Genomic DNA, 19,331 nt, shown 5'->3' with positions numbered 1-19,331 from the left:
AGCGGAGCACCGGCAAGGTGAAACGGACTGCGACGATGCTGCATGAGGAAGCAGCGATTACGAAACGTCTGGGCGGCGCGCGTTCTATCTGGCGTCGTTTATTTCACGCGAGACGACTGCGGCGGCGCGCCCCTGGCTTAGGCGAGCCCGGCCTCCTTCAAGCTCTTCTTCAAATGGGCGATCCCCTTCTTGGCATAGGTCAGCGGATGCGCCTTCTGCGGATCCTGCTCCGCCTCGACGACAAGCCAACCGGAATAGCCCGGCAGCTCGCGGAAGACCGCCGCGTAATCGACCATGCCGTCGCCGGGCACGGTGTAGACGCCGAGATCGCTGCCCTGCCCCAGCACCGCATCGAGGAAGCTCCAATCCTCGCTGCGGGCCTGCTCCATCACGGCCTGACGCACATCCTTGGTGTGGACGTGGCTGATCCGGCTGCGATAACGCCGAGCCAGCACGGCGGGATCGGCACCGCCCCAAGTGGCATGCCCGGTGTCGAGCAGGAGATGAGCCGCCTCGCCGGTCGCCGCCATGAAGGCGTCGATATCCGCCGCGCTCTCCACGATGGTGCCGATGTGATGATGGTAGACCAGCCTGACGCCCTCGGCGAGCGTGCGCTCCGCCACCTCTGTGATGCGGCGGCCGAACTCCGCCCAGTCGCCCGCGTTCATGACCGGCCGCTGCGATAGCGGCTTGCTGCGATCGCCATGGATCGCATTCGACGTCTCGGCGAAGACCAGCACGGTCGATCCCATCGCCTTCAGCAGATCGAGATGGGGACGCAGATACCGCATCTCCTCGTCGGCATCGCGCCGCAGAAGCTCCGCCGAATACCAGCCGGAGATGCAGGCCATACCGAACGGCGCGAGCGCGGCCTTTAGCGCCTGCGGCTCGCGCGGAAATTTGTGGCCCAGCTCCATGCCCTCGAAGCCCGCCTCGCGCGCCTCAGTCAGGCAGGTCTCGAGCGGCGTCTCGCCGCCAATCTCCTGCATATCGTCGTTCGACCAGCCGATAGGGTTGGCACCGATACGGATAGGCATGTCGTCCTCGTTCGATCATGTATCGCGGCGCGCGAGCGCCGCGACATAATTGTGCCTTGCGGCTTCGACCTCGGCGCGATCCGAGACCTCGGGCACCGCCACATCCCACCAATGGCCGCCGGCATCGGTCGAGCGCAACGGGTCGGTGTCGATCACCACGACGCTGGTCCGATCGTGCCGTCGTGCCTCGTCGAGCGCCGCTTCCAGTTCGGTGATATCAGCAACCTTGCGCGCGATCGCCCCCATCGCCGCGGCGTGGGCTGCGAAGTCGATCGCAGGCAGCGTCTCGTGACGGGTGTCGCGCAGGAGGTTATTGAACGAGGCACCGCCGGTCGCGTTCTGGAGCCGGTTGATGCAGCCGAAGCCGCGATTGTCGAGTACGACGATGATGAGCTTGGCGCCGAGCATCACCGACGTTGCGATCTCGGAATTCATCATCAAATAGGAACCGTCGCCGACCATCACGACGACCTCGCGCGAGGGATCGGCGAGCTTGACGCCCAGCCCGCCGGCGATCTCGTAGCCCATACAGGAATAGCCGTATTCCATGTGGTAGCCGCCGGGCGCGCCGGACTGCCAGAGCTTGTGCAGCTCGCCGGGCAAGCCGCCGGCGGCGCAGAGCACGACGTCGCTCGGCCGGCTGCGGCGCTCAACGGCGCCGATGATTTGCGCGTCGCTCGGCAAGGTCTCGTTGCCGGCCGCGGTATAGCGCGCAGCCGCTTCCAGCCAAGCCGTGCGGCCGGTCTTGGCCTGGCCAGTCCAACTGGCAGGTGCCGCCCAGCCCTGAAGTGCGGCCCCAAGTTCCGCCAGCGCGGCTTTGGCATCGGCGACAAGCGGATGCGCACGGTGCTTGCCGGCATCGAAGGCCTGCGCATTGAGGCCGACGATCCGGCATGCGGGATCGGCGAAGAGCGAGCGCGAGCCAGTGGTGAAATCCTGCAGCCGGGTGCCGATCGCAAGAACGAGATCGGCCTGTTGCGCCGCGTCGTTGGCAGCGCCGGTGCCGGTCACGCCGATCGCGCCGAGATTGAGCGGATGGTCGTGAGGCAGCGCGCTCTTGCCGGCTTGCGTTTCCGCCACCGGGATGCCGTGCGCTGTGCAGAAGCCTGCGAGATCGCCTTCCGCCCCACTGTAGAGGACGCCGCCGCCGGCGACGACGAGCGGACGCTTGGCCGCCTTGATAAGGGCTGCGGCTTGCGCCAACTGCGTCTTGTCGGCCCGCGGCCGGCGCGGCTGCCAGACGCGCTCGGCGAAGAACCAGTCGGGATAGTCGAAGGCTTCGGTCTGCACGTCCTGACAGAGCGCGAGCGTCACCGGGCCGCATTCGGCCGGATCCGTCAGCACCTGCATCGCGCGCTCGAAGGCGGGCATGATCTGCTCGGGCCGGGTGATGCGGTCGAAATAACGCGAGATGGGCCGGAAGCAGTCATTGGCGGAGACGGTCCCGTCGCCGAAATCCTCGACCTGCTGCAGCACCGGATCGGGGCGGCGTCCGGCAAAGACATCGCCCGGCAGTAGCAAGACCGGCAGGCGATTGACGTGCGCGACAGCAGCAGCCGTCACCATATTGGTCGCGCCCGGCCCGATCGAGCTCGTCACCGCCATCATGCGCCGGCGGCGCGAGGCCTTGGCGAACGCGATCGCGGCATGTGCCATCGCCTGCTCATTATGGGCGCGCAAGGTCGGCAGACGGTCGCGCGCGCCATACAGCGCCTCACCGAGGCCCGCCACATTGCCATGCCCGAAGATCGCCCAGACGCCGGCGAAGAGCGGCAGCTCCTGCCCATCGACCACCGTCTTCTGCGCAGCCATCGCGGCGACGAGCGCCTGTGCCATGGTGAGCCTGATCGTCGCCATCACCTGCTCCCGTTCAACCGCACCGCCCGGCCTGGACCGGCCCGCCGAACTGTTCCATCATCACGCTGACCGCGCGCGTGCTCGCGCAGCTGCGTCGCGAAAGCGTCGTCGTTCGATCTGATACGATGCTGTGACGCGGCTGATGACATCGAGAAGGGCACGCTCCGACCTTGACTAGGCGGCGCAGAGAATGGAATGCTTCTTCGAATAGTCAAGCAAGACAAAGAAAATATGCCAATGCGGTTTGGACTTCTTGGCGCCGGGAGGATCGGGCGCATTCACGGGCTCAATGTCGCGGCGCGCGGCGATGCACGGCTCGTCGCGGTGGCCGACGCCTCGACTGACGCGGCATCCTCGCTGGCGCAGGCTGCAGGTGCGAAAGTGGCCGATGCGCATGCGATTATCGGCGATGCCGGCATCGATGCCATCCTGATCTGCACGCCAACCGACACGCATGCCGACCTGATCGAAGCCGCCGTCTCGGCCGGCAAGGCGGTGTTCTGCGAGAAGCCGGTCGATCTCGATTCAGACCGGATCCGCCGCTGCCTCGCCACGGTCGAGAAGACGGGCAAGCCCCTGATGATCGGCTTCAACCGCCGCTTCGATCCGAACTTTGCGGCGCTGGAGAAGCGGCTGCGCCAGGGCGAGGCCGGCGAGATCGAGATCGTCAACATCATCTCGCGCGATCCCGGACCGCCGCCGCTCGACTATGTGAAACGCTCGGGCGGGCTGTTCCGCGACATGATGATTCATGATTTCGACATGGCGCGCTTCCTGCTGGCGGAGGAGCCGGTCGAGGTCTTCGCGCTGGGCTCGGCACTGGTGGACAAGGCCATCGGTGAAGCCGGCGACGTCGATACCGCCGCGGTGCTGATGAAGACGGCGAGCGGACGCATCGCACAGATCTCGAATTCGCGCCGCGCCACTTACGGCTACGACCAGCGCGCGGAGGTGCATGGCTCGAAGGGAATGCTGAGGGTCGGCAACATCCACGAGACGACCGTTGAGATCGCCACCGGCGCCGGGTTCCGCGCCGATCCGGTGCAGAACTTCTTCCTCGAACGCTATGCCGCCGCCTATCGCGCCGAGCTTGCGGCCTTCATCACCGCCGTCGCCGGAAACGCTGCCCCCTCTCCGACCGGTCTCGACGGGCTGCGCGCTCAGATGCTCGCTGATGCAGCCACGGAATCGGCCCGTACGGGTCGCCCAGTCGCAATCAAGGCCGCCTGACCATGACGCCCGCCGAACTCATGCTGCGGCGCTACGCGGCCCAGGGCCTCGTCGCCGAGGCGGGACGCATGGCGTTCGACTATTTCGGCCGCAAGGAAAGCCTCGGCGTCACGATGAAGGGGGCGCAGGATTGGCTCACCGTCGCCGACGGCGCCGTCGAGGATTTTTTGCGTGCACGGCTCACAGAGCTTTTCCCTGGCGACACGGTGATCGGCGAGGAAGGCGGCGGCAAGGCCAGCGATGCGGTCTGGATCGTCGATCCGATCGACGGCACGTCGAACTTCGCCCGTGGCGATCGCAACTGGTGCATCTCGATCGGCTTCCTGCTGAACCGCGAGCCCGCGATCGGCATCGTCGCCGCACCAGCGCTGGACGAGCTCTATGTCGCGCAACGTGGCCAGGGCGCGACGCTGAACGGGCAGCCGATCGCCGTCTCAGGCGCCAATGACATCCGCCGCGCTACTGTCGAACTGGGTTGGTCGGCCCGCATACCCTCGCAGCACTATCTCGACATGATCGGCCGCGGTCATTCCGCCGGCTGCTCAATCAAGCGCGGGAGCTCGGGCACGCTGGGCCTCTGTCATGTCGCGAACGGGCGCACCGACGCCTATGCCGAGCTGCATATCAACGCCTGGGACGTCGCCGCCGGCATTGTGATCGTCGGCGAGGCTGGTGGCTGGATCAGCGACTTCTTCGCCGGTGACGGCATCAGCAAGGGCAATCCGATTCTGTGCTGCACGCCGGCGCTGGCGTCGCAGCTCAGCGAAATCACGGGGATTTCCTGACCGGCGTGACACTTGCTGCTGTGGTGCGGTGGCGCAGGCCTAACTCACCTATGAAGCCCGCTCATCACGTGCCTGAAGCAGTGTCGTGAAGCCGCCATAGATCATGCGCTTGCCGTCGAACGGCATGTCGGCGCCCTTGAGCCGCGGATCGGCCATCACCTTGGCGTTGACGGCATCGCGACTCGCGCGATCGCGGTAGATGATCCACGAGAACACCACGACTTCATCCTCCGTCGCCATCACCGCGCGCAGAAAGGATGTGAGCTTGCCATACGGCACGTCATCGCCGATGCACTCGACATAGTCGAGCGCGCCGTGCTCCATCCACACCGCGCAAGCCGTTCGGGCCAGCGCCTTGTAGGCCTCGATCTTGTCCTTCGCCACGGCCAGCACGAAACCATCGACATAGGGCATCACGGATCTCCTTGGGTTGTGTGCCCCAAGGACGATCCGATGCGCTCCGATCCGACAGGCAATGGCGATGGCGATGGCCGGATGAGGCAAACCGTCGCGAGCCGGGGCACGGCGGACGGCCGGATGGGTGGCAGTTCAGGCCTGTGGGAGACGCCTTGAAATGGCTGGGGAACCTGGATTCGAACCAAGACAAACAGAGTCAGAGTCTGTTGTGCTACCGTTACACCATTCCCCAACGGAATAGTCGAACAAATTCAATATCTTATTGATCTGTCCGACTTCGGCCGGAAGCGCGTTTGGCGCAAATCACGGCTCAGGCGTGGCAGGGTTCTACCTGCTCAGCCCTAGGCTGGCAAGCGCGGCTGTGCACGGATCAAGACGCAGCCGCCCTCACCTCAAACACGCGCCCCGCGCCCTACTCCATCTTCATATTCGCGGCCTGGATCACCTTCTTCCACCGCTCCGTCTCAGAGGTGATGTAGGCTGCGAACGGCTCGGAATCGACGACGACTGCGGCGGCGCCGAGCTCGGCCATTTTCTGCACCGTCTCCGGCTGCTGCATAGTTAGAACGCGACCTCGTACATCTCCAGGATCGCATCCCGGCTCAAATCGCGCGGGTTGTTGTCGAGCAGCCGGCGAATGGCGTGCGCCTCGTCGGCCATCACACCGAGATCATTCCTGGGCACGCCGAGCGCCGACAGCCGCATCTCGACGCCGAGATTTTTGCAGAACGCGTAGGTCGCGTCGAACGCAAGCTTCGGATCGTTCTGCTCCGGCAGCCCGAGCGCGCCCAGCACCGCGACCGTCTTCGCCTCGACCGCCGGCATGTTGAACGCCAGCGTGTGCGGGAAGATCACCGCGCAGGCGAGACCGTGGGCGACGTGATGGCGCGTGCCGAGCGGATAGGCCACGGCATGACCGGCGGTGGTGTTCACCGGGCCCAGGCAATAACCGCCATAGAGCGAGGCCAGCGAAAGACCGGCGCGGGCCTCGCGATCGCCGCCATCGGCGACCGCGCGCTTGAGATAGCGACCGACCAGCCGTGCGCCTTCGAGTGCATAGAGATCGATCGTCGGATGCGCCTTGCGGTTGGTAAAGGCCTCGACGCAGTGCGCCAGCGCATCGACGCCGGTGGCGGCCGTGATCTCCTTCGGTACGGTCATCGTCAGATCAGGGTCGACGATGGCGATATCGGCCAGCATGAAGCGGCTCTGCACCGCCTGCTTGTTCTGGCTGACGGGATCGGTGACCAGCGCGCGGGTGCCGGCCTCACTGCCGGTACCAGACGTGGTCGGGATCTGCATCAGCGCGACGCTACGGCCGGCCACCTTCTCCGGCCCGACGATGTCGGCAAAGGCCACGTCAGACGTGCACATCACTGCGACCAGCTTGGCGAGGTCCATCGCGCTGCCACCGCCGAAGCCGACGACGAGATCGGGCTTGGCCTCTTTCGCCATCGCGACCGCCTTCTCGAGATTGGGCAGATCCGGCTCCGGCTTGACCTCGCCGAACACCTTGACTGCGCCCGGCAGCGCCAGCGTGTCGACGCGGCGCGCATTGAAGGGATCGGCAATCACCAGCGGTCGCTTGGCACCGATCCGCTCGGCGAAGCGCGCCGCAGCAGTGATGGTGCCGTTGCCGAACTCGAGGATCGTGGGACGGAGGATTTCGATGGGCGTGAAGGCGTTGGTCATCGTGGGCTCGATCTCAGGACTTGGCTGCGGTGCTGCCTGCGGCCAGCCGCTCGGCATAGTCGATGGCCTCGATCAGGCTGTGCTCGTTGGCGATGCCCTTGCCGGCAATGTCGAAGGCCGTGCCGTGATCGACGGAGGTGCGGATGATCGGCAGGCCCAGCGTGATGTTGACGCCGGAGAGCTCCTGCCAGCGGCCGGTCGCCGGATCGACCTGGAAGCCGAGCAGCTTGACGGGGATGTGCCCCTGGTCGTGATACATCGCGACCGCCGCATCGTACTGGCCGGCGCGCAGCTTGACGAAGATGGTGTCACCTGGCACGGGACCGACGACGTCGAGACCGTCGGCGACCGCCTTCGCAATGGTCGGCGCGGAGACATCGATATCCTGCCGGCCAAACAGGCCGCCCTCGCCGGCATGCGGATTGAGCGCAGCGATCGCGATCTTCGGCTTGGCGATGCCGAGCCGCAGCAGCGCATCATTGGTGAGATCGATCACCATGCGCAGCCGCTCCGGCGTCAGACGTTTCGGCACGTCCTCCAGCGCCACATGGGTCGAGACGTGGCTGACGCGCATGTTACCGTGAGCGAGCAGCATCACTGATCCGCGCACGCCCGTGAGATGCGCCAGCATCTCGGTATGACCGGGAAAGTGATAGCCGGCCTTGTTGAGGGCTTCCTTGTTCAGCGGCGCCGTGACGATGGCTCCGGTTCGGCCGGCCTGGGTCAGCCGGACGCCCTGCTCGATCGCCTTGTAGGCAAAGCGGCCGCCATCGGCGCTGAGCACGCCGGGCTTGATCGGGGCGCCCTCGGCGTCGGCCTGCAAATAGCAGAGGTTCGGCCAGTCGCGATCGTCGGCCGTGACTTGCGAGATCGCAACGTCGCTCCCGAGTGCGGCCTTCGCGCCGTCCAGCGCAGCGCCGCTGCCGATGATCAGCAGGCGCAGATCGCCACTCGCGATCCGTTCCTTCAATCTCACACAGGCCTTGACGATGATCTCCGGCCCGATTCCGGCGGGATCGCCCATGGTGATGGCAAGATGACGAGAGGTCATGACGGACTCCCCATATTGAGCAAATGATTGTCCCGGAGCAGATCGCGCCACAGATCGCGTGCGCCGAACGCTCCGGATTTCGAGATGACATCGACGCCGGCCCAGCGGCCGCCTTGCAGCGTCGAGCGCGGCAGGCCCGGCACGATCCGCCCTGTCACCTGCAGCGCATGCGCGCCGAGCGCAAGGCATACGGCTTTCAACGTCTCTCCACCAGCAACGATCAGGGTTCCCGGGGGATCGAGCGCCGCGATCAGCGCCGTCAGCTCGCGCGCGATCCGTTGCGCGGCGTCGGCGCGCGACAGTCCTTCGGCAAGCGAGAATCTTACCAACGCCACGCCGTCGTCAGCCAACTTGCGCTGAACGACTGCGTCGCCGTCCCCCTCGGCGAGAGCAACAGTGACGTCGCCACATGCCTCCAGCTGGGATGCGGTGGCGGTCTGGTCCGAGCCGAACAGGCCCAGCACCGGCCGCTTCAATTTCGAAAGCGCATCTGCGCGGTGGCCACGCGCGAGTGCAGCGGCCAGCCCGCCACTGCCGCACCACAGTACTGGCCCGGGCATCCGCCGCGCCGTCTCGACGACACGATCGAGATCGAGGTCGCTCTCGGCATCGAAGACCTGAACGCCGCCTTGCGCCAGCGTGTCGACGCTGCCGCGTTGCGCCTCGACGCCATCCTGTCGCAACTGGTCCAGCAGATTGTCGCCGACGCGATGCCAGTCGCCATCCACCGTGCGTGCATATTGCTGGGCATCGACGGTGCGACGTCCCTGATAGTCGAAGGCGGGCGCAACCACGCATGACGCCCAGTGGCCGGTGTTCAGGCAGGCGCCGAGCTCGGCCGCCCAAGCGCCACGGAGCAGGCTGTCGACCTTCTTATAGGCGATCGTTCCGTCGCGAAGCAGCGGCGCGAGCCGGCCGACGATCGCGACGCTTTCGGCTTTCGAACGTTCCCTTGTGCCACTGTCGATGGCGAGGCTCGGGGAGCCTGACGCCGCATCCTCCCAGATGACGTCGAACGGTCCGCACAGGCCGACGAACTCCACCGCGGTGTCGAGTGCACCGGTGAGATCGTCGGCAAGCAGGCGGACGCGCGTCATCGTCATGCTGCTTCCGCGCCCGCCTTAAGCGGCCGCCGCGAATGCCGCGGCATTCGCGAGCAGCTCTTTCAGTTGAGCCGCCGGCAAGGTCTCGAGCGGCGGCCGCAGGCGCTGCCAGCCGGAATGACCGGTGCGCTCGGCCATCAGCGCCTTCAATGACGGCATCTGCGCAAAGCGCGAGACCAGCTCGCGTGCCTTCACGATGCGCGCCTGTGCGGCAGCGAGCTTGGCGTCGTCGTCGCTGTCGCGGAAATGCTTGAAGACATAGGCGAGATCGCGCGCGACGAGGTTCGAGGTCGCGGTGATGCAGCCCGCGCCGCCCTTGCGCAGCAGCGGCAGCAGCAGCGGGTCGGCACCGGTCAGCACCGAAAAGCCCGGGAACCGATCGACCATTGCGGTCATGTTGGCGAAGTCGCCCGAGGAGTCCTTGATGCCGACGATGGTCGACGGATAGGCCGCGCGCAACCGCTCGATCAGCGCATGCGAGATCGGCTGCATCGACATTTGCGGGATGTGATAGAGTACGATCTTGAGGCGCTCATCGCCGATACGCTGGACGATCTCGCTATAGGCGGCATAGACGCCGTCATCGCTGACGTTCTTGTAGTAGAACGGCGGCAGCATCACCACAGTATCGACGCCGACGGACAGCGCATGGCGCGTCAACGCGATGGTGTCGGTGAACGCAGCAACGCCGGTGCCCGGCAGCAACTGGTTCGGCTTGATGCCGCCGGCGATCACGGCCTCCAGCAGCGCGGTGCGCTCGGCGACCGAGAAGGAGTTCGCCTCCCCCGTCGTGCCAAGCATCGCAATGGCATCACAGCCTTCGTCCAGCAAATAGCGGCAATGCGCGACAAAGCGCGCATGATCGGGCGCGAGCTCGGCGTCGAGCGGCGTCAACGCGGCGGAGAACACGCCATGTGGATGCAAGGACTGGGGGTACAGCGATGATGTCGACAAAGCTTCCTCCGATCGTCAGATCGATGTTGTTCGGAATGCGAACATTTGTTATAATCTGACCCGTTGGTAAGATCAGGCTGCCGCCGCGTCAAGGGCTGTGGCTGTCATGGCAGGGCATACAGGCATGGCCAAGGTCGAAAAGAAGGCGGCGAAGCGCGCACCGGAGGCTACACCGAAAAATCCCAAGAGTTATGTCGCCTCCGTCGGCAAGGCCTTTGCCGTGCTCAAGAGTTTCACCAGCGAGGCCTTCGAGCTGACGCTCAGTGAAGTTGCCGCCCGCGCCGATCTCGATCGCGGCACGGCGTTCAGGCTGATCCAGACCCTGATCGAACTCGGCTATCTCCAACCGGTGCCGCAGAGCCGCCGGTTCCGTCTCGGCCTCGCCTGCCTCGACCTCGGTTACACCGTGCTGTCGCACGGCTCGTTGCGCACCATCGTCGAGCCCTTGTTGCGCGACCTCGTGCCTGAGGTCGGCGATGCGGCCTCGCTCGGCATCCTCGATGGCGGCGATGTGATCTATCTCGCGCGCGTCGGTGCCGGCCTCGACCGCCACAAGATGGACCGCCGGCCAGGCACGCGCATCCCCGCCTACAGCGCCGCCCTTGGCCATGCGATGCTGGCGCATCTTGCGCGCAACGAGCAGATCGAGCGGCTGGAGTCGCGGCCCCGCGTCAAGCTGTCGGAGCGAACGCTGACCGATCTCGACGCCCTGCTCGCCCGGCTCGACCAGGTGAAGAAGAAGGGCCATGCCGTCTCCGACGGCGAGAACGCCTATGGCCTGCGCACGCTGGCGACGCCGATCCTGGACGCGCAGGGTTTTGTGATCGCAGGACTGAGCGTCACCGTGGATGCGATGCGCATGGACATGCCGACCTTTCGCGATCAGGCGCTGCCGAAGCTGATGCGGCTGACGAGCACGGTGCAGGAGATCACGATCAAGTCCGGCCTGTTGAGCTGAGCGCGCCGTCGGCCGAAGCACGACCTCCGAAGACGGCTATTCCGGGACGAGCGTCGCAAGTCCGGCTTCGATGGCCGCGCAACGCACGGCCTAGACAGTGATGCGATCGAAGTCTGCCGCGACCCGGACGTTCGGAAAGATCTTTGCCGCCTCGGCCACGATCTCGCCGTCCTCATAGCGGCCTGACAGATGGGTCAACACGAGCTGCCGGACGTTGTTCGTAGCCGCGCACTGAGCCGCCTCGGCCGCGGTGAGATGGCCATAGTCCCGCGCAGTCGGCGCATCCCGATCGAGGAACGTCGCCTCGATCACCAGCAGGTCGGCTCCCGTGACATGTTTCGATAGCCCCTCAGTGGTCTCGGTGTCGCCGATCACGACCAGCTTCTTGCCGCCACTCGGCAGACCCAGGACGTCTTCCGGATCGATCGTCCGGCCACCTTCAATCGTGACCGGTCGACCTGCGGCAAGCTCGCCGCGCATAGGACCATCGGGCACACCGAGCGCAGCGAGGCGATCGGGCAAGAGATGGCGGCGCGCAGGACTTTGGAATGAGAAGCCAAAGCTATCAGTGTCGCGGTGGCGGACCGGAAAACAGTCGATGGCAAAGTCGCCGGCGTCGACGACATTCCCTTCGGAGAGCGGCGCGAACGCCACGGGAATCGGCGCCCGGCCCTCGCCCCACAGGCCCGCAAGCATGCGGATGACGATATCGAGCGTGCGTGGGCCCCCATGGATGGTCATCACATCGGAGGTCTGGCGCAGCCCCAATGTCGAGAACAGGCCGGGGATGCCGAGCACGTGGTCGAGATGCCCGTGCGTCAGCAGAATGCGATCGAGCCGCCGAAAGCCGGCGCCGCTTCGCAGCAACTGTCGCTGCGTGCCCTCGCCGCAGTCGATCAGCATGCGCTGGCCCGCGGCCTCCAGCAGAAGCGCCGGATGGTTGCGCTCTGCGGATGGAACGCTGGCCGAAGTCCCGAGAAATGTCAGGGCGAACATTGCCGACTCTTGTGCGAGATCGCAGGGCTGATCCGCCCTTATAGCTGCTATTGGCTCGCGCACACTCCGGCCGATAGGCGAGCGTGCAATTTTGTTATTCTAACGGAGCGCCGACCACCCCCGCCCCCATATGCAGGCAGATCTGGTTCCCGTTGCACCGCCTCCTCATCCCGCTTTCAAAATTGCACGTTCGATGCCCGGACCAGTTTGCAGCCGGAGTGGTCCCGACACGGCAATGAGTTATGATGGAGCTCATGATGCAACGAGATGCCGCTGACCTGACTTACGGCTCGATCGGCGCACTGCTGAGCGCACTATACGCGCGCAAGCTATCTGCGTCGGAATTGCTCGAACACACGATCGCGCGCATCGAGGCGCTGGACGGGCCGATCAACGCGATCATCGTCCGCGATTTCGATCGCGCCAGAGACGCCGCGCGTGCCGCCGATGCCGCGCTTGGCGGCGGCGAGCGGCTACCATTGCTCGGCATCCCTGTGACCCTCAAGGAGCCGTTCAACGTCGCCGGCCTGCCGACGACATGGGGCTTTCCGCATTTCAGGAATTTCCAACCGGCCGAAGATGCCCTCGTCGTGTCGCGATTGAAGGCGGCGGGCGCCATCATCATCGGCAAGACCAACATCCCGATCGGCTTGCGGGATTTCCAAAGCTACAACGAGATCTACGGGGCGACGAACAACCCGTGGGATCTTGGCCGGTCGCCCGGCGGCTCCTCGGGCGGATGCGGCGCGGCGCTGGCCGCGGGTTTCGGTCCGCTCTCGATCGGCTCGGACATCGGCGGTTCGATCCGGGTGCCGGCGCATTTCTGCGGTGTGTTCGGCCACAAGCCGAGCCTCGGCCTGGTGCCGCTGCGTGGATACAGCCTGCCGCCGGCACGCCCCGTTCCCGGCCAGGGCGATCTGGCTGTCGTCGGGCCGATGGCGCGCACGGCGTCGGACCTCGCATTGTCGCTCGACGTGATTGCCGGCCCCGACGAGACGCGCGACGGCATCGGCTATCGCCTCGCACTGCCTGCTCCGCGCCATGACGAGCTCAGGGATTTCAGAATCCTCGTGATCGATACGCATCCGTTGATGCCGACGGGGGACGCCGTGCGTTCAGCGATTGGGCGGTTGGCCGATCGACTCGACAAATCGGGGGCGCGGATCGCGCGCTCCAGCACGTCGCTGCCAGATCTCGCCGAGTCCGCGCGGCTCTACATGAAGCTGTTGAACGCGGCGAGAAGTCCGCGCCTGACGCCGGCCGCACTGGCAGAAGCGCAAGGATTGGCCGCAGCACTCGCGCCCGACGACCGCAGCCTGCAGGCCGAGCGCGCACGTGGCTGGGGCATGATCCATCGTGAGTGGCTGGCGGCCGATGCGACCCGCCAGCAGCTGCAACAAAAATGGCAGGAGCTGTTCCGCGAGTTCGATGCGGTGATCTACCCGGCCGCTGCCGTGCCGGCGTTCCCGCATGATCATTCCGAGCCGTTCGACGCGCGGCAGTTGGACATCGACGGAAAGCTCTACAATTACTCTGATGCGTGCTTCATATGGGCCGACCCTGCGTCGACCTGCGGACTGCCGGCGACCGCCGTTCCGATCGAGCGCACGCCGACGGGCCTGCCGATCGGCGTCCAGATCATCGGGCCGTATCTCGAAGACCGCACGACGATTGCGCTGGCCGGGCTGATCGAACGCGAGTTCGGCGGCTTCGTCCCGCCGCCGTCGCTGCCTGCAATATAGTCCGCGAGCTGACCAGAATTATTACGTTCTGTCGGCCGACTGTGCCTCAACCGCTTGCACCGCCACGGTCGCGACCTGCCGCAGCGCTTCGCGGTCGGAGCCTGAGGATGCCATCACGCCCATGCCGACCGACACGGCCGAGACATAACGCGCGAGAGCCGCTGGGTCCGACGTTGGCTTGAGATCGCCTTCGGCCTTGGCACGGACAAAGCGGTCGCGGAGCTGGTCTTCGTTCTGGGCACGGCGCGCGGCGAGCTCGAAGGGGACATTCTCGGAGCCGGTGCCGGTGGCGATGCCGCCTTGCACGAGCAGGCAGCCGGGTGGATTGGCGGGATCGGTCTGCTTTTCGGCCATGCCCATCAGCATCCGCTCGGCGACATCGCGGGCGGTCGGTGCCGCGACCACCTCGTCCATCCAGGCGCCGCGCAATTTGGTGTAGCGGTCGAGCGCGGCCTTGAGCAGGCCTTCCTTGTTGCCGAAGCAGGCATAGAGGCTCGGCGGATTGATGCCCATGGCTTCGGTCAGCTGGGCAATCGTGGCGCCCTCATAGCCATGGCGCCAAAACACTTCCATCGCCCGATCCAACGCCACTTCAGCGTCGAATTCGCGGGGGCGTCCCATGCCCATGTGCCTGTTCTCCTTGGAATCGGCGTCGTCCCTCGACTTAACGCCTGATCCTATCTATTTGTTCTGTCTTTCTTTTCTCTTCCGCCTTCCAATTCTTGCGGTAAGCGGCTACAATTTTCTTAGTGAACGGTACATAAGTATCTTGCGCTGCGATATCCAGCTCCACATCTGTAGTGAACACTACATTTATGGAGCGCGCAAATGCCCCCCTCCCAAAACACCTCTCGTCCCGGCCGTATCCGCCGTCTTCTCGGCGGTGTTGCGGTCGTGGGCGCCCTCGCCGTGGCCGGCTCGATCGCGACCGGCCACTATTTCCGTGCCGCGCAAGCGACCGCTACGGCGGCCGCCGCTGAACAGGCCGTCTCCGTGACGGTCGCAATGATCGAACCGCGGCCGACCGTGCTGTGGGACGATTTCTCCGGCCGGCTCGAGGCCATCCAACGCGTCGAGCTCCGACCACGCGTGGCCGGCGCGATCCTGTCGACCAAATTTACCGAGGGCGCGCTGGTGAAGGCCGGTGATGTCCTGTTCAAGATCGATCCGGCTCCCTACGAGGCCGAGGTCGACAAGGCCAACGCACAGCTCGAGGCCGCCAAGGCGCGCGTGGTCTTCACCCAGAGCGAGCTCGAGCGCGGCGCGCAGCTGGTCGGCAACGCCGTCGTCACGCGGCGCGATTACGACCAGCGCGACAACGCCAATCGCGAGGCCATCGCCAACGTGAAGGCGGCCGAAGCGACGCTGCAGACCGCAAAGCTCAATCTCGACTACACCGAGGTGCGCGCGCCCGTGGACGGCCGCGTCGGCAAGTTCGAGATCACCGTCGGCAATCTCGTTGCCGCCGGCACCGCCTCCCCGGTCCTGACGTCGCTGGTCTCGGTCAATCCGATCTATGCGTCCTTTGATGCAGATGAAGAGGTCGTGCTGCGCGCGCTGAACTCGATCGCAGATAGCACCGGCAAACGCGGCAATCTCGACCAGATCCCGGTCGAGATGGCGACCTCCGGCGGCCTCTCGGCGAAGGGCCATATCCAGCTGATCGACAACCAGGTCAACGGTCAGAGCGGCACCATCCGTGTCCGCGCGGTCTTCCAGAACGAGGACGGGCGTCTCATCCCCGGCCAGTTCGCCCGCGTACGCATGGGCCAGCCGAAACAGCAGTCGCTGGTGATGATCGACGAGCGCGCGATCGGCACCGACCAGGACAAGAAGTTCGTGATGGCGGTCGGCGATGACAGCCGTGCGGTTTATCGGCCGATCAAGCTGGGCGGCTCCGTTGATGGGCTGCGCATCGTGACAGCGGGCCTGAAAACGGGCGATCGCATCGTCGTCAACGGCCTGCAGCGCGTGCGTCCGGGCGCTCTCCTCAAGACTGAGGTGGCCGCAATGGGTGCGCGCGGGCAGCAGGCCTCCAACCATAGCAACCAGGACGTGGTGCAACGCTAGTTACGTCATTCTGGAGCGCACGCCCGGAATGACGACGTCATAACGACCAAGACATCGCATCTCGATTCCGGGACGTGGGCACTAGCCCGCGTCCCGGGGTACGGGAGAGCTGTCGCTCGCGCAGGGGCAAAGCTATGAATCTCTCAAAGTTCTTCATTGATCGTCCGATTTTTGCCGGCGTTCTTTCGGTCCTGATCTTTCTCGCCGGTTTGATCTCGCTGTTCGCGATGCCGATCTCGGAATATCCCGACGTGGTGCCGCCCTCGGTGCTGGTGCGCGCGACCTATCCCGGCGCCAATCCCAAGGTGATCGCGGAAACGGTGGCGACTCCAATCGAGGAGCAGATCAACGGCGTCGAAGGCATGCTCTACATGTCGAGCCAGGCCACCACCGACGGCGCGATGACGCTGACGGTGACGTTCCGGCTCGGCACCGACCCCGACAAGGCGACGCAGCTGGTGCAGAACCGCGTGCAGCAGGCCGAGCCGCGCTTGCCGGCCGTGGTGCGCCAGCTCGGCATCATCACCAAGAAGTCGTCGCCCGACCTCACCATGGTCGTGCATCTCTTGTCGCCGAACAACCGCTACGACATGACTTACCTGCGCAACTACGCGGTGCTCAACGTCAAGGACCGTCTGGCGCGGATCGACGGCGTCGGTGACGTCCAGCTCTATGGTGCCGGCGACTATTCGATGCGGGTCTGGGTCGATCCGCAGAAAGCCGCCGAGCACGGGTTGACGGCAAGCGACATCGTCAAGGCGATCCAGGCGCAGAACGTCGAGGCCGCCGCCGGCGTGGTCGGCTCCTCCCCCAACGTCAAGGGCATCGACCTGCAGCTCTCCGTCAATGCAGAGGGCCGGCTCGCGAACGAGGAGCAGTTCGGCGACATCGTGGTCAAGACCGGCACCCGCGGCGAAGTCGTGCGCTTGCGCGACGTCGCCCGCATCGAGCTCGGCGCATCCGAATACGGCCTGCGTTCGCTGCTCGACAACAAGCAGGCGGTCGCGATCCCGATCTTCCAGGCGCCGGGTTCGAACGCGCTGGAGATTTCCGACCACGTCCGCGCCACCATGGCCGAGATCAAGAAGAACATGCCGGAAGGCGTGTCCTACCAGATCGTGTACGACCCCACCCAGTTCGTGCGCTCCTCGATCGAGGCTGTGATCCACACGCTACTGGAGGCAATCGCGCTGGTGGTGCTGGTGGTGATCCTGTTCCTCCAGACCTGGCGCGCCTCGATCATTCCGCTGCTCGCGGTGCCGGTGTCGATCGTCGGCACCTTTGCCGTGATGCATCTGTTCGGATTCTCCATCAACGCGCTCAGCCTGTTCGGCCTGGTGCTCGCGATCGGCATTGTCGTTGACGACGCCATCGTCGTGGTCGAGAACGTCGAGCGCAACATCGAAGGCGGGCTCTCGCCGCGCGACGCGACCTATCAGGCCATGCGCGAGGTCTCCGGTCCGATCATCGCGATCGCGATGGTGTTGATCGCCGTGTTCGTGCCGCTGGCCTTCATCTCCGGCCTCACCGGGCAGTTCTACAAGCAGTTCGCGCTGACGATTGCGATCTCGACGGTGATCTCGGCCGTCAACTCATTGACCTTGTCGCCGGCCCTCTCGGCCCTGCTGCTCAAGGGTCACGACGAGCCGAAGGACCGCCTGACAATCATTCTCGAAAAGGCGCTCGGCTGGTTCTTCCGCGGCTTCAACAAGGCCTTTACGCGCTCCTCGGAGAATTACAGCGGTACCGTCACCAAGGTGATTTCAGGCAAGGCGGCGGTGATGGGGCTCTATGTGGTCCTGGTCGGCCTGACCGCCTTCCTGTTCCAGCAGGTGCCGAGCGGCTTCGTGCCGGGCCAGGACAAGCAATATCTGGTCGGCTTGTCGCGGCTGCCCGACGGGGCAACGCTCGACCGAACCGAAGAGGTGATCCGCAAGATGAGCGACATCGCGCTGACCCAGCCCGGTGTCGAAAGCTCGGTCGCCTTCCCCGGCCTGTCGATCTCCGGCTTCACAAACTCCTCCAACGCAGGCATCGTGTTCTCGACGCTGAAACCTTTTGACGAGCGCAAGGGCCCGACATTAAGCGGGAATGCCATCGCGGCCGATCTCAACAAGAAATACTCGGGGATCCAGGAAGCCTTCATCGCCATGTTCCCGCCGCCGCCGGTCAATGGTCTTGGCACCATCGGCGGCTTCAAGCTGCAGATCGAAGACCGCGCCGGTCTCGGCTACGAGGCGCTGAACGAGGCGACCAAGGCGTTCATGGCAGCGATGCAGAAAGCGCCGGAGATCGCCGGCGTGTTCTCCAGCTTCCAGGTCAACGTGCCCCAGCTGTTCGCCGACATCGACCGCACCAAGGCGCTCCAGCTCGGCGTGCCCGTGACTGAAGTCTTCAACACGCTCCAGATCTATCTGGGCTCCTACTACGTCAACGACTTCAACAAGTTTGGCCGCACCTACTCCGTCTATGTCCAGGCCGATGCGCCGTTCCGCGCGCGCGCCGACGACATCAGGCAGCTGAAGGTGCGTTCGTCCTCGGGCGACATGGTACCGCTGTCGGCGCTGCTGACGATCCGCCAGAGCGCGGGGCCTGAGCGTGCGATCCGCTACAACGGCTTCCTGTCGTCCGACATCAACGCGGCAGCCGCCCCGGGCTTCTCATCAGGCCAGGCGCAGGAGGTGGCGACGCGGATCGCGGCGGAGACGTTGCCGCCGGGCTTTGCCTTCGAATGGACTGACCTGACCTACCAGGAGTTCATCGCCGGCAATTCCGGGCTCTGGGTGTTCCCGCTGGCGATCCTGCTGGTGTTCCTGGTGCTGGCCGCGCTCTATGAGAGCCTGACCTTGCCGCTCTCGATCATCATGATCGTGCCGATGGGCCTGCTGGCTGCGATGTTCGGCGTCTGGCTCTCCAAGGGCGACAACAACGTCTTCACCCAGATCGGGTTGATCGTGCTGGTCGGCCTTTCCGCCAAGAACGCGATCCTAATCGTCGAATTCGCGCGCGAGCTCGAATTCGCAGGGCGCACGCCGATCCGCGCTGCGATCGAGGCCAGCCGGCTGCGGCTACGCCCGATCCTGATGACGTCGATGGCCTTCATCATGGGCGTGCTGCCTCTGGTGCTCTCGACCGGCGCCGGCTCGGAGATGCGGCGCGCCATGGGCGTTGCGGTGTTCTCGGGCATGATCGGCGTCACCGTGTTCGGCCTGTTCCTGACGCCGGTGTTCTATGTGCTGCTGCGGACCGTCACCGGCATGAAGCCGCTGGTGCATCACGGCAGCGACATCAGCGCAGCACCGGTTCAGGGCGCCGGCCACTAGATCGGTGAGAGCCCCGATATCAACAACAGAACGAGCACGGTCTTGCGAAAGACCGTGCTCGTTCAAAGGCGATGACGCCGAGCGCGGATTCCACGAACAGCGCCGGCAGGCTGGCC

Annotated in this window: 16 protein-coding genes and 1 tRNA gene; 6 read left to right on the top strand and 11 right to left on the bottom strand. The window is 65.3% G+C overall.

Annotation, left to right across the window (positions count from 1 at the left end; translation table 11 throughout):
• Positions 1 to 137: 137 nt before the first annotated feature.
• The gene (gene iolE, locus ACLFLU_RS18895; protein ID WP_426413658.1) at positions 138 to 1,037 is read right to left on the bottom strand and encodes a myo-inosose-2 dehydratase; all 900 of its coding nucleotides are present in this window, start codon (positions 1,035 to 1,037) and stop codon (positions 138 to 140) included.
• Between the two features lie 15 nt (positions 1,038 to 1,052).
• The gene (gene iolD / locus ACLFLU_RS18890; protein ID WP_426413657.1) at positions 1,053 to 2,894 is read right to left on the bottom strand and encodes a 3D-(3,5/4)-trihydroxycyclohexane-1,2-dione acylhydrolase (decyclizing); all 1,842 of its coding nucleotides are present in this window, start codon (positions 2,892 to 2,894) and stop codon (positions 1,053 to 1,055) included.
• 237 nt (positions 2,895 to 3,131) lie between these two features.
• Between iolD and iolG the strand changes: the two genes are divergently transcribed.
• Positions 3,132 to 4,124 (top strand): inositol 2-dehydrogenase, encoded by a 993-nt coding sequence (gene iolG, locus ACLFLU_RS18885; RefSeq protein ID WP_426413656.1) that lies wholly within the window; start codon positions 3,132 to 3,134, stop codon positions 4,122 to 4,124.
• Positions 4,125 to 4,126: 2 nt separating this feature from the next.
• On the top strand, positions 4,127 to 4,909 hold the full coding sequence (locus ACLFLU_RS18880) for an inositol monophosphatase family protein (RefSeq protein ID WP_426413655.1): 783 nt from the start codon (positions 4,127 to 4,129) through the stop codon (positions 4,907 to 4,909).
• 48 nt (positions 4,910 to 4,957) lie between these two features.
• Here the strand turns inward: ACLFLU_RS18880 and ACLFLU_RS18875 are convergent, their stop codons facing one another.
• The 7 genes from ACLFLU_RS18875 to ACLFLU_RS18845 all read right to left on the bottom strand — a co-directional run bounded on the left by ACLFLU_RS18875 (position 4,958) and on the right by ACLFLU_RS18845 (position 10,111).
• Entirely contained in the window at positions 4,958 to 5,323 is a 366-nt protein-coding gene (locus tag ACLFLU_RS18875) for a DUF1428 domain-containing protein (protein ID WP_426413654.1), read from the bottom strand.
• Positions 5,324 to 5,484: 161 nt separating this feature from the next.
• A tRNA-Gln gene (locus tag ACLFLU_RS18870) sits at positions 5,485 to 5,558 on the bottom strand.
• A 180-nt stretch (positions 5,559 to 5,738) separates the two neighbouring features.
• Positions 5,739 to 5,885 (bottom strand): hypothetical protein, encoded by a 147-nt coding sequence (locus ACLFLU_RS18865; RefSeq protein ID WP_426413653.1) that lies wholly within the window; start codon positions 5,883 to 5,885, stop codon positions 5,739 to 5,741.
• 2 nt (positions 5,886 to 5,887) lie between these two features.
• Positions 5,888 to 7,018 carry an iron-containing alcohol dehydrogenase gene (locus tag ACLFLU_RS18860; RefSeq protein ID WP_426413652.1) on the bottom strand — a complete coding sequence of 377 codons (1,131 nt, stop codon included), beginning with the start codon at positions 7,016 to 7,018 and terminating at the stop codon, positions 5,888 to 5,890.
• Between the two features lie 13 nt (positions 7,019 to 7,031).
• Positions 7,032 to 8,069: a 4-hydroxythreonine-4-phosphate dehydrogenase PdxA gene (gene pdxA, locus ACLFLU_RS18855; RefSeq protein WP_426413651.1), complete on the bottom strand. Its 1,038-nt coding sequence runs from the start codon at positions 8,067 to 8,069 to the stop codon at positions 7,032 to 7,034.
• Positions 8,066 to 9,166: a four-carbon acid sugar kinase family protein gene (locus ACLFLU_RS18850; RefSeq protein ID WP_426414028.1), complete on the bottom strand. Its 1,101-nt coding sequence runs from the start codon at positions 9,164 to 9,166 to the stop codon at positions 8,066 to 8,068. Before ACLFLU_RS18850 ends, pdxA begins: the two co-directional genes overlap by 4 nt.
• A gap of 24 nt (positions 9,167 to 9,190) precedes the next feature.
• Positions 9,191 to 10,111, bottom strand: coding sequence for a dihydrodipicolinate synthase family protein (locus ACLFLU_RS18845; RefSeq protein WP_426414027.1), 921 nt, complete (start codon positions 10,109 to 10,111; stop codon positions 9,191 to 9,193).
• 139 nt (positions 10,112 to 10,250) lie between these two features.
• Between ACLFLU_RS18845 and ACLFLU_RS18840 the strand changes: the two genes are divergently transcribed.
• On the top strand, positions 10,251 to 11,084 hold the full coding sequence (locus ACLFLU_RS18840; RefSeq protein WP_426413650.1) for an IclR family transcriptional regulator: 834 nt from the start codon (positions 10,251 to 10,253) through the stop codon (positions 11,082 to 11,084).
• A 90-nt stretch (positions 11,085 to 11,174) separates the two neighbouring features.
• Here ACLFLU_RS18840 and rnz read toward each other — a convergent pair whose 3' ends face one another.
• On the bottom strand, positions 11,175 to 12,080 hold the full coding sequence (gene rnz / locus ACLFLU_RS18835; RefSeq protein WP_426413649.1) for a ribonuclease Z: 906 nt from the start codon (positions 12,078 to 12,080) through the stop codon (positions 11,175 to 11,177).
• Between the two features lie 245 nt (positions 12,081 to 12,325).
• Between rnz and ACLFLU_RS18830 the strand changes: the two genes are divergently transcribed.
• Complete coding sequence (locus ACLFLU_RS18830) at positions 12,326 to 13,822, top strand: amidase (protein WP_426414026.1); 1,497 nt, start codon at positions 12,326 to 12,328, stop codon at positions 13,820 to 13,822.
• A 21-nt stretch (positions 13,823 to 13,843) separates the two neighbouring features.
• Here ACLFLU_RS18830 and ACLFLU_RS18825 read toward each other — a convergent pair whose 3' ends face one another.
• Complete coding sequence (locus ACLFLU_RS18825) at positions 13,844 to 14,449, bottom strand: TetR/AcrR family transcriptional regulator (RefSeq protein WP_426413648.1); 606 nt, start codon at positions 14,447 to 14,449, stop codon at positions 13,844 to 13,846.
• A gap of 201 nt (positions 14,450 to 14,650) precedes the next feature.
• Here ACLFLU_RS18825 and ACLFLU_RS18820 point away from each other — a divergent pair, with 201 nt between their 5' ends.
• On the top strand, positions 14,651 to 15,892 hold the full coding sequence (locus ACLFLU_RS18820) for an efflux RND transporter periplasmic adaptor subunit (protein WP_426413647.1): 1,242 nt from the start codon (positions 14,651 to 14,653) through the stop codon (positions 15,890 to 15,892).
• A 134-nt stretch (positions 15,893 to 16,026) separates the two neighbouring features.
• The gene (locus ACLFLU_RS18815; RefSeq protein ID WP_426413646.1) at positions 16,027 to 19,215 is read left to right on the top strand and encodes an efflux RND transporter permease subunit; all 3,189 of its coding nucleotides are present in this window, start codon (positions 16,027 to 16,029) and stop codon (positions 19,213 to 19,215) included.
• Positions 19,216 to 19,331: the final 116 nt, after the last annotated feature.

This window comes from Bradyrhizobium ganzhouense (genome assembly GCF_049949285.1).
Lineage (GTDB): Bacteria > Pseudomonadota > Alphaproteobacteria > Rhizobiales > Xanthobacteraceae > Bradyrhizobium > Bradyrhizobium ganzhouense.
Note: the sequence above shows the minus strand (reverse complement) of the source record. Positions and strands in the feature narration are given on the sequence as shown.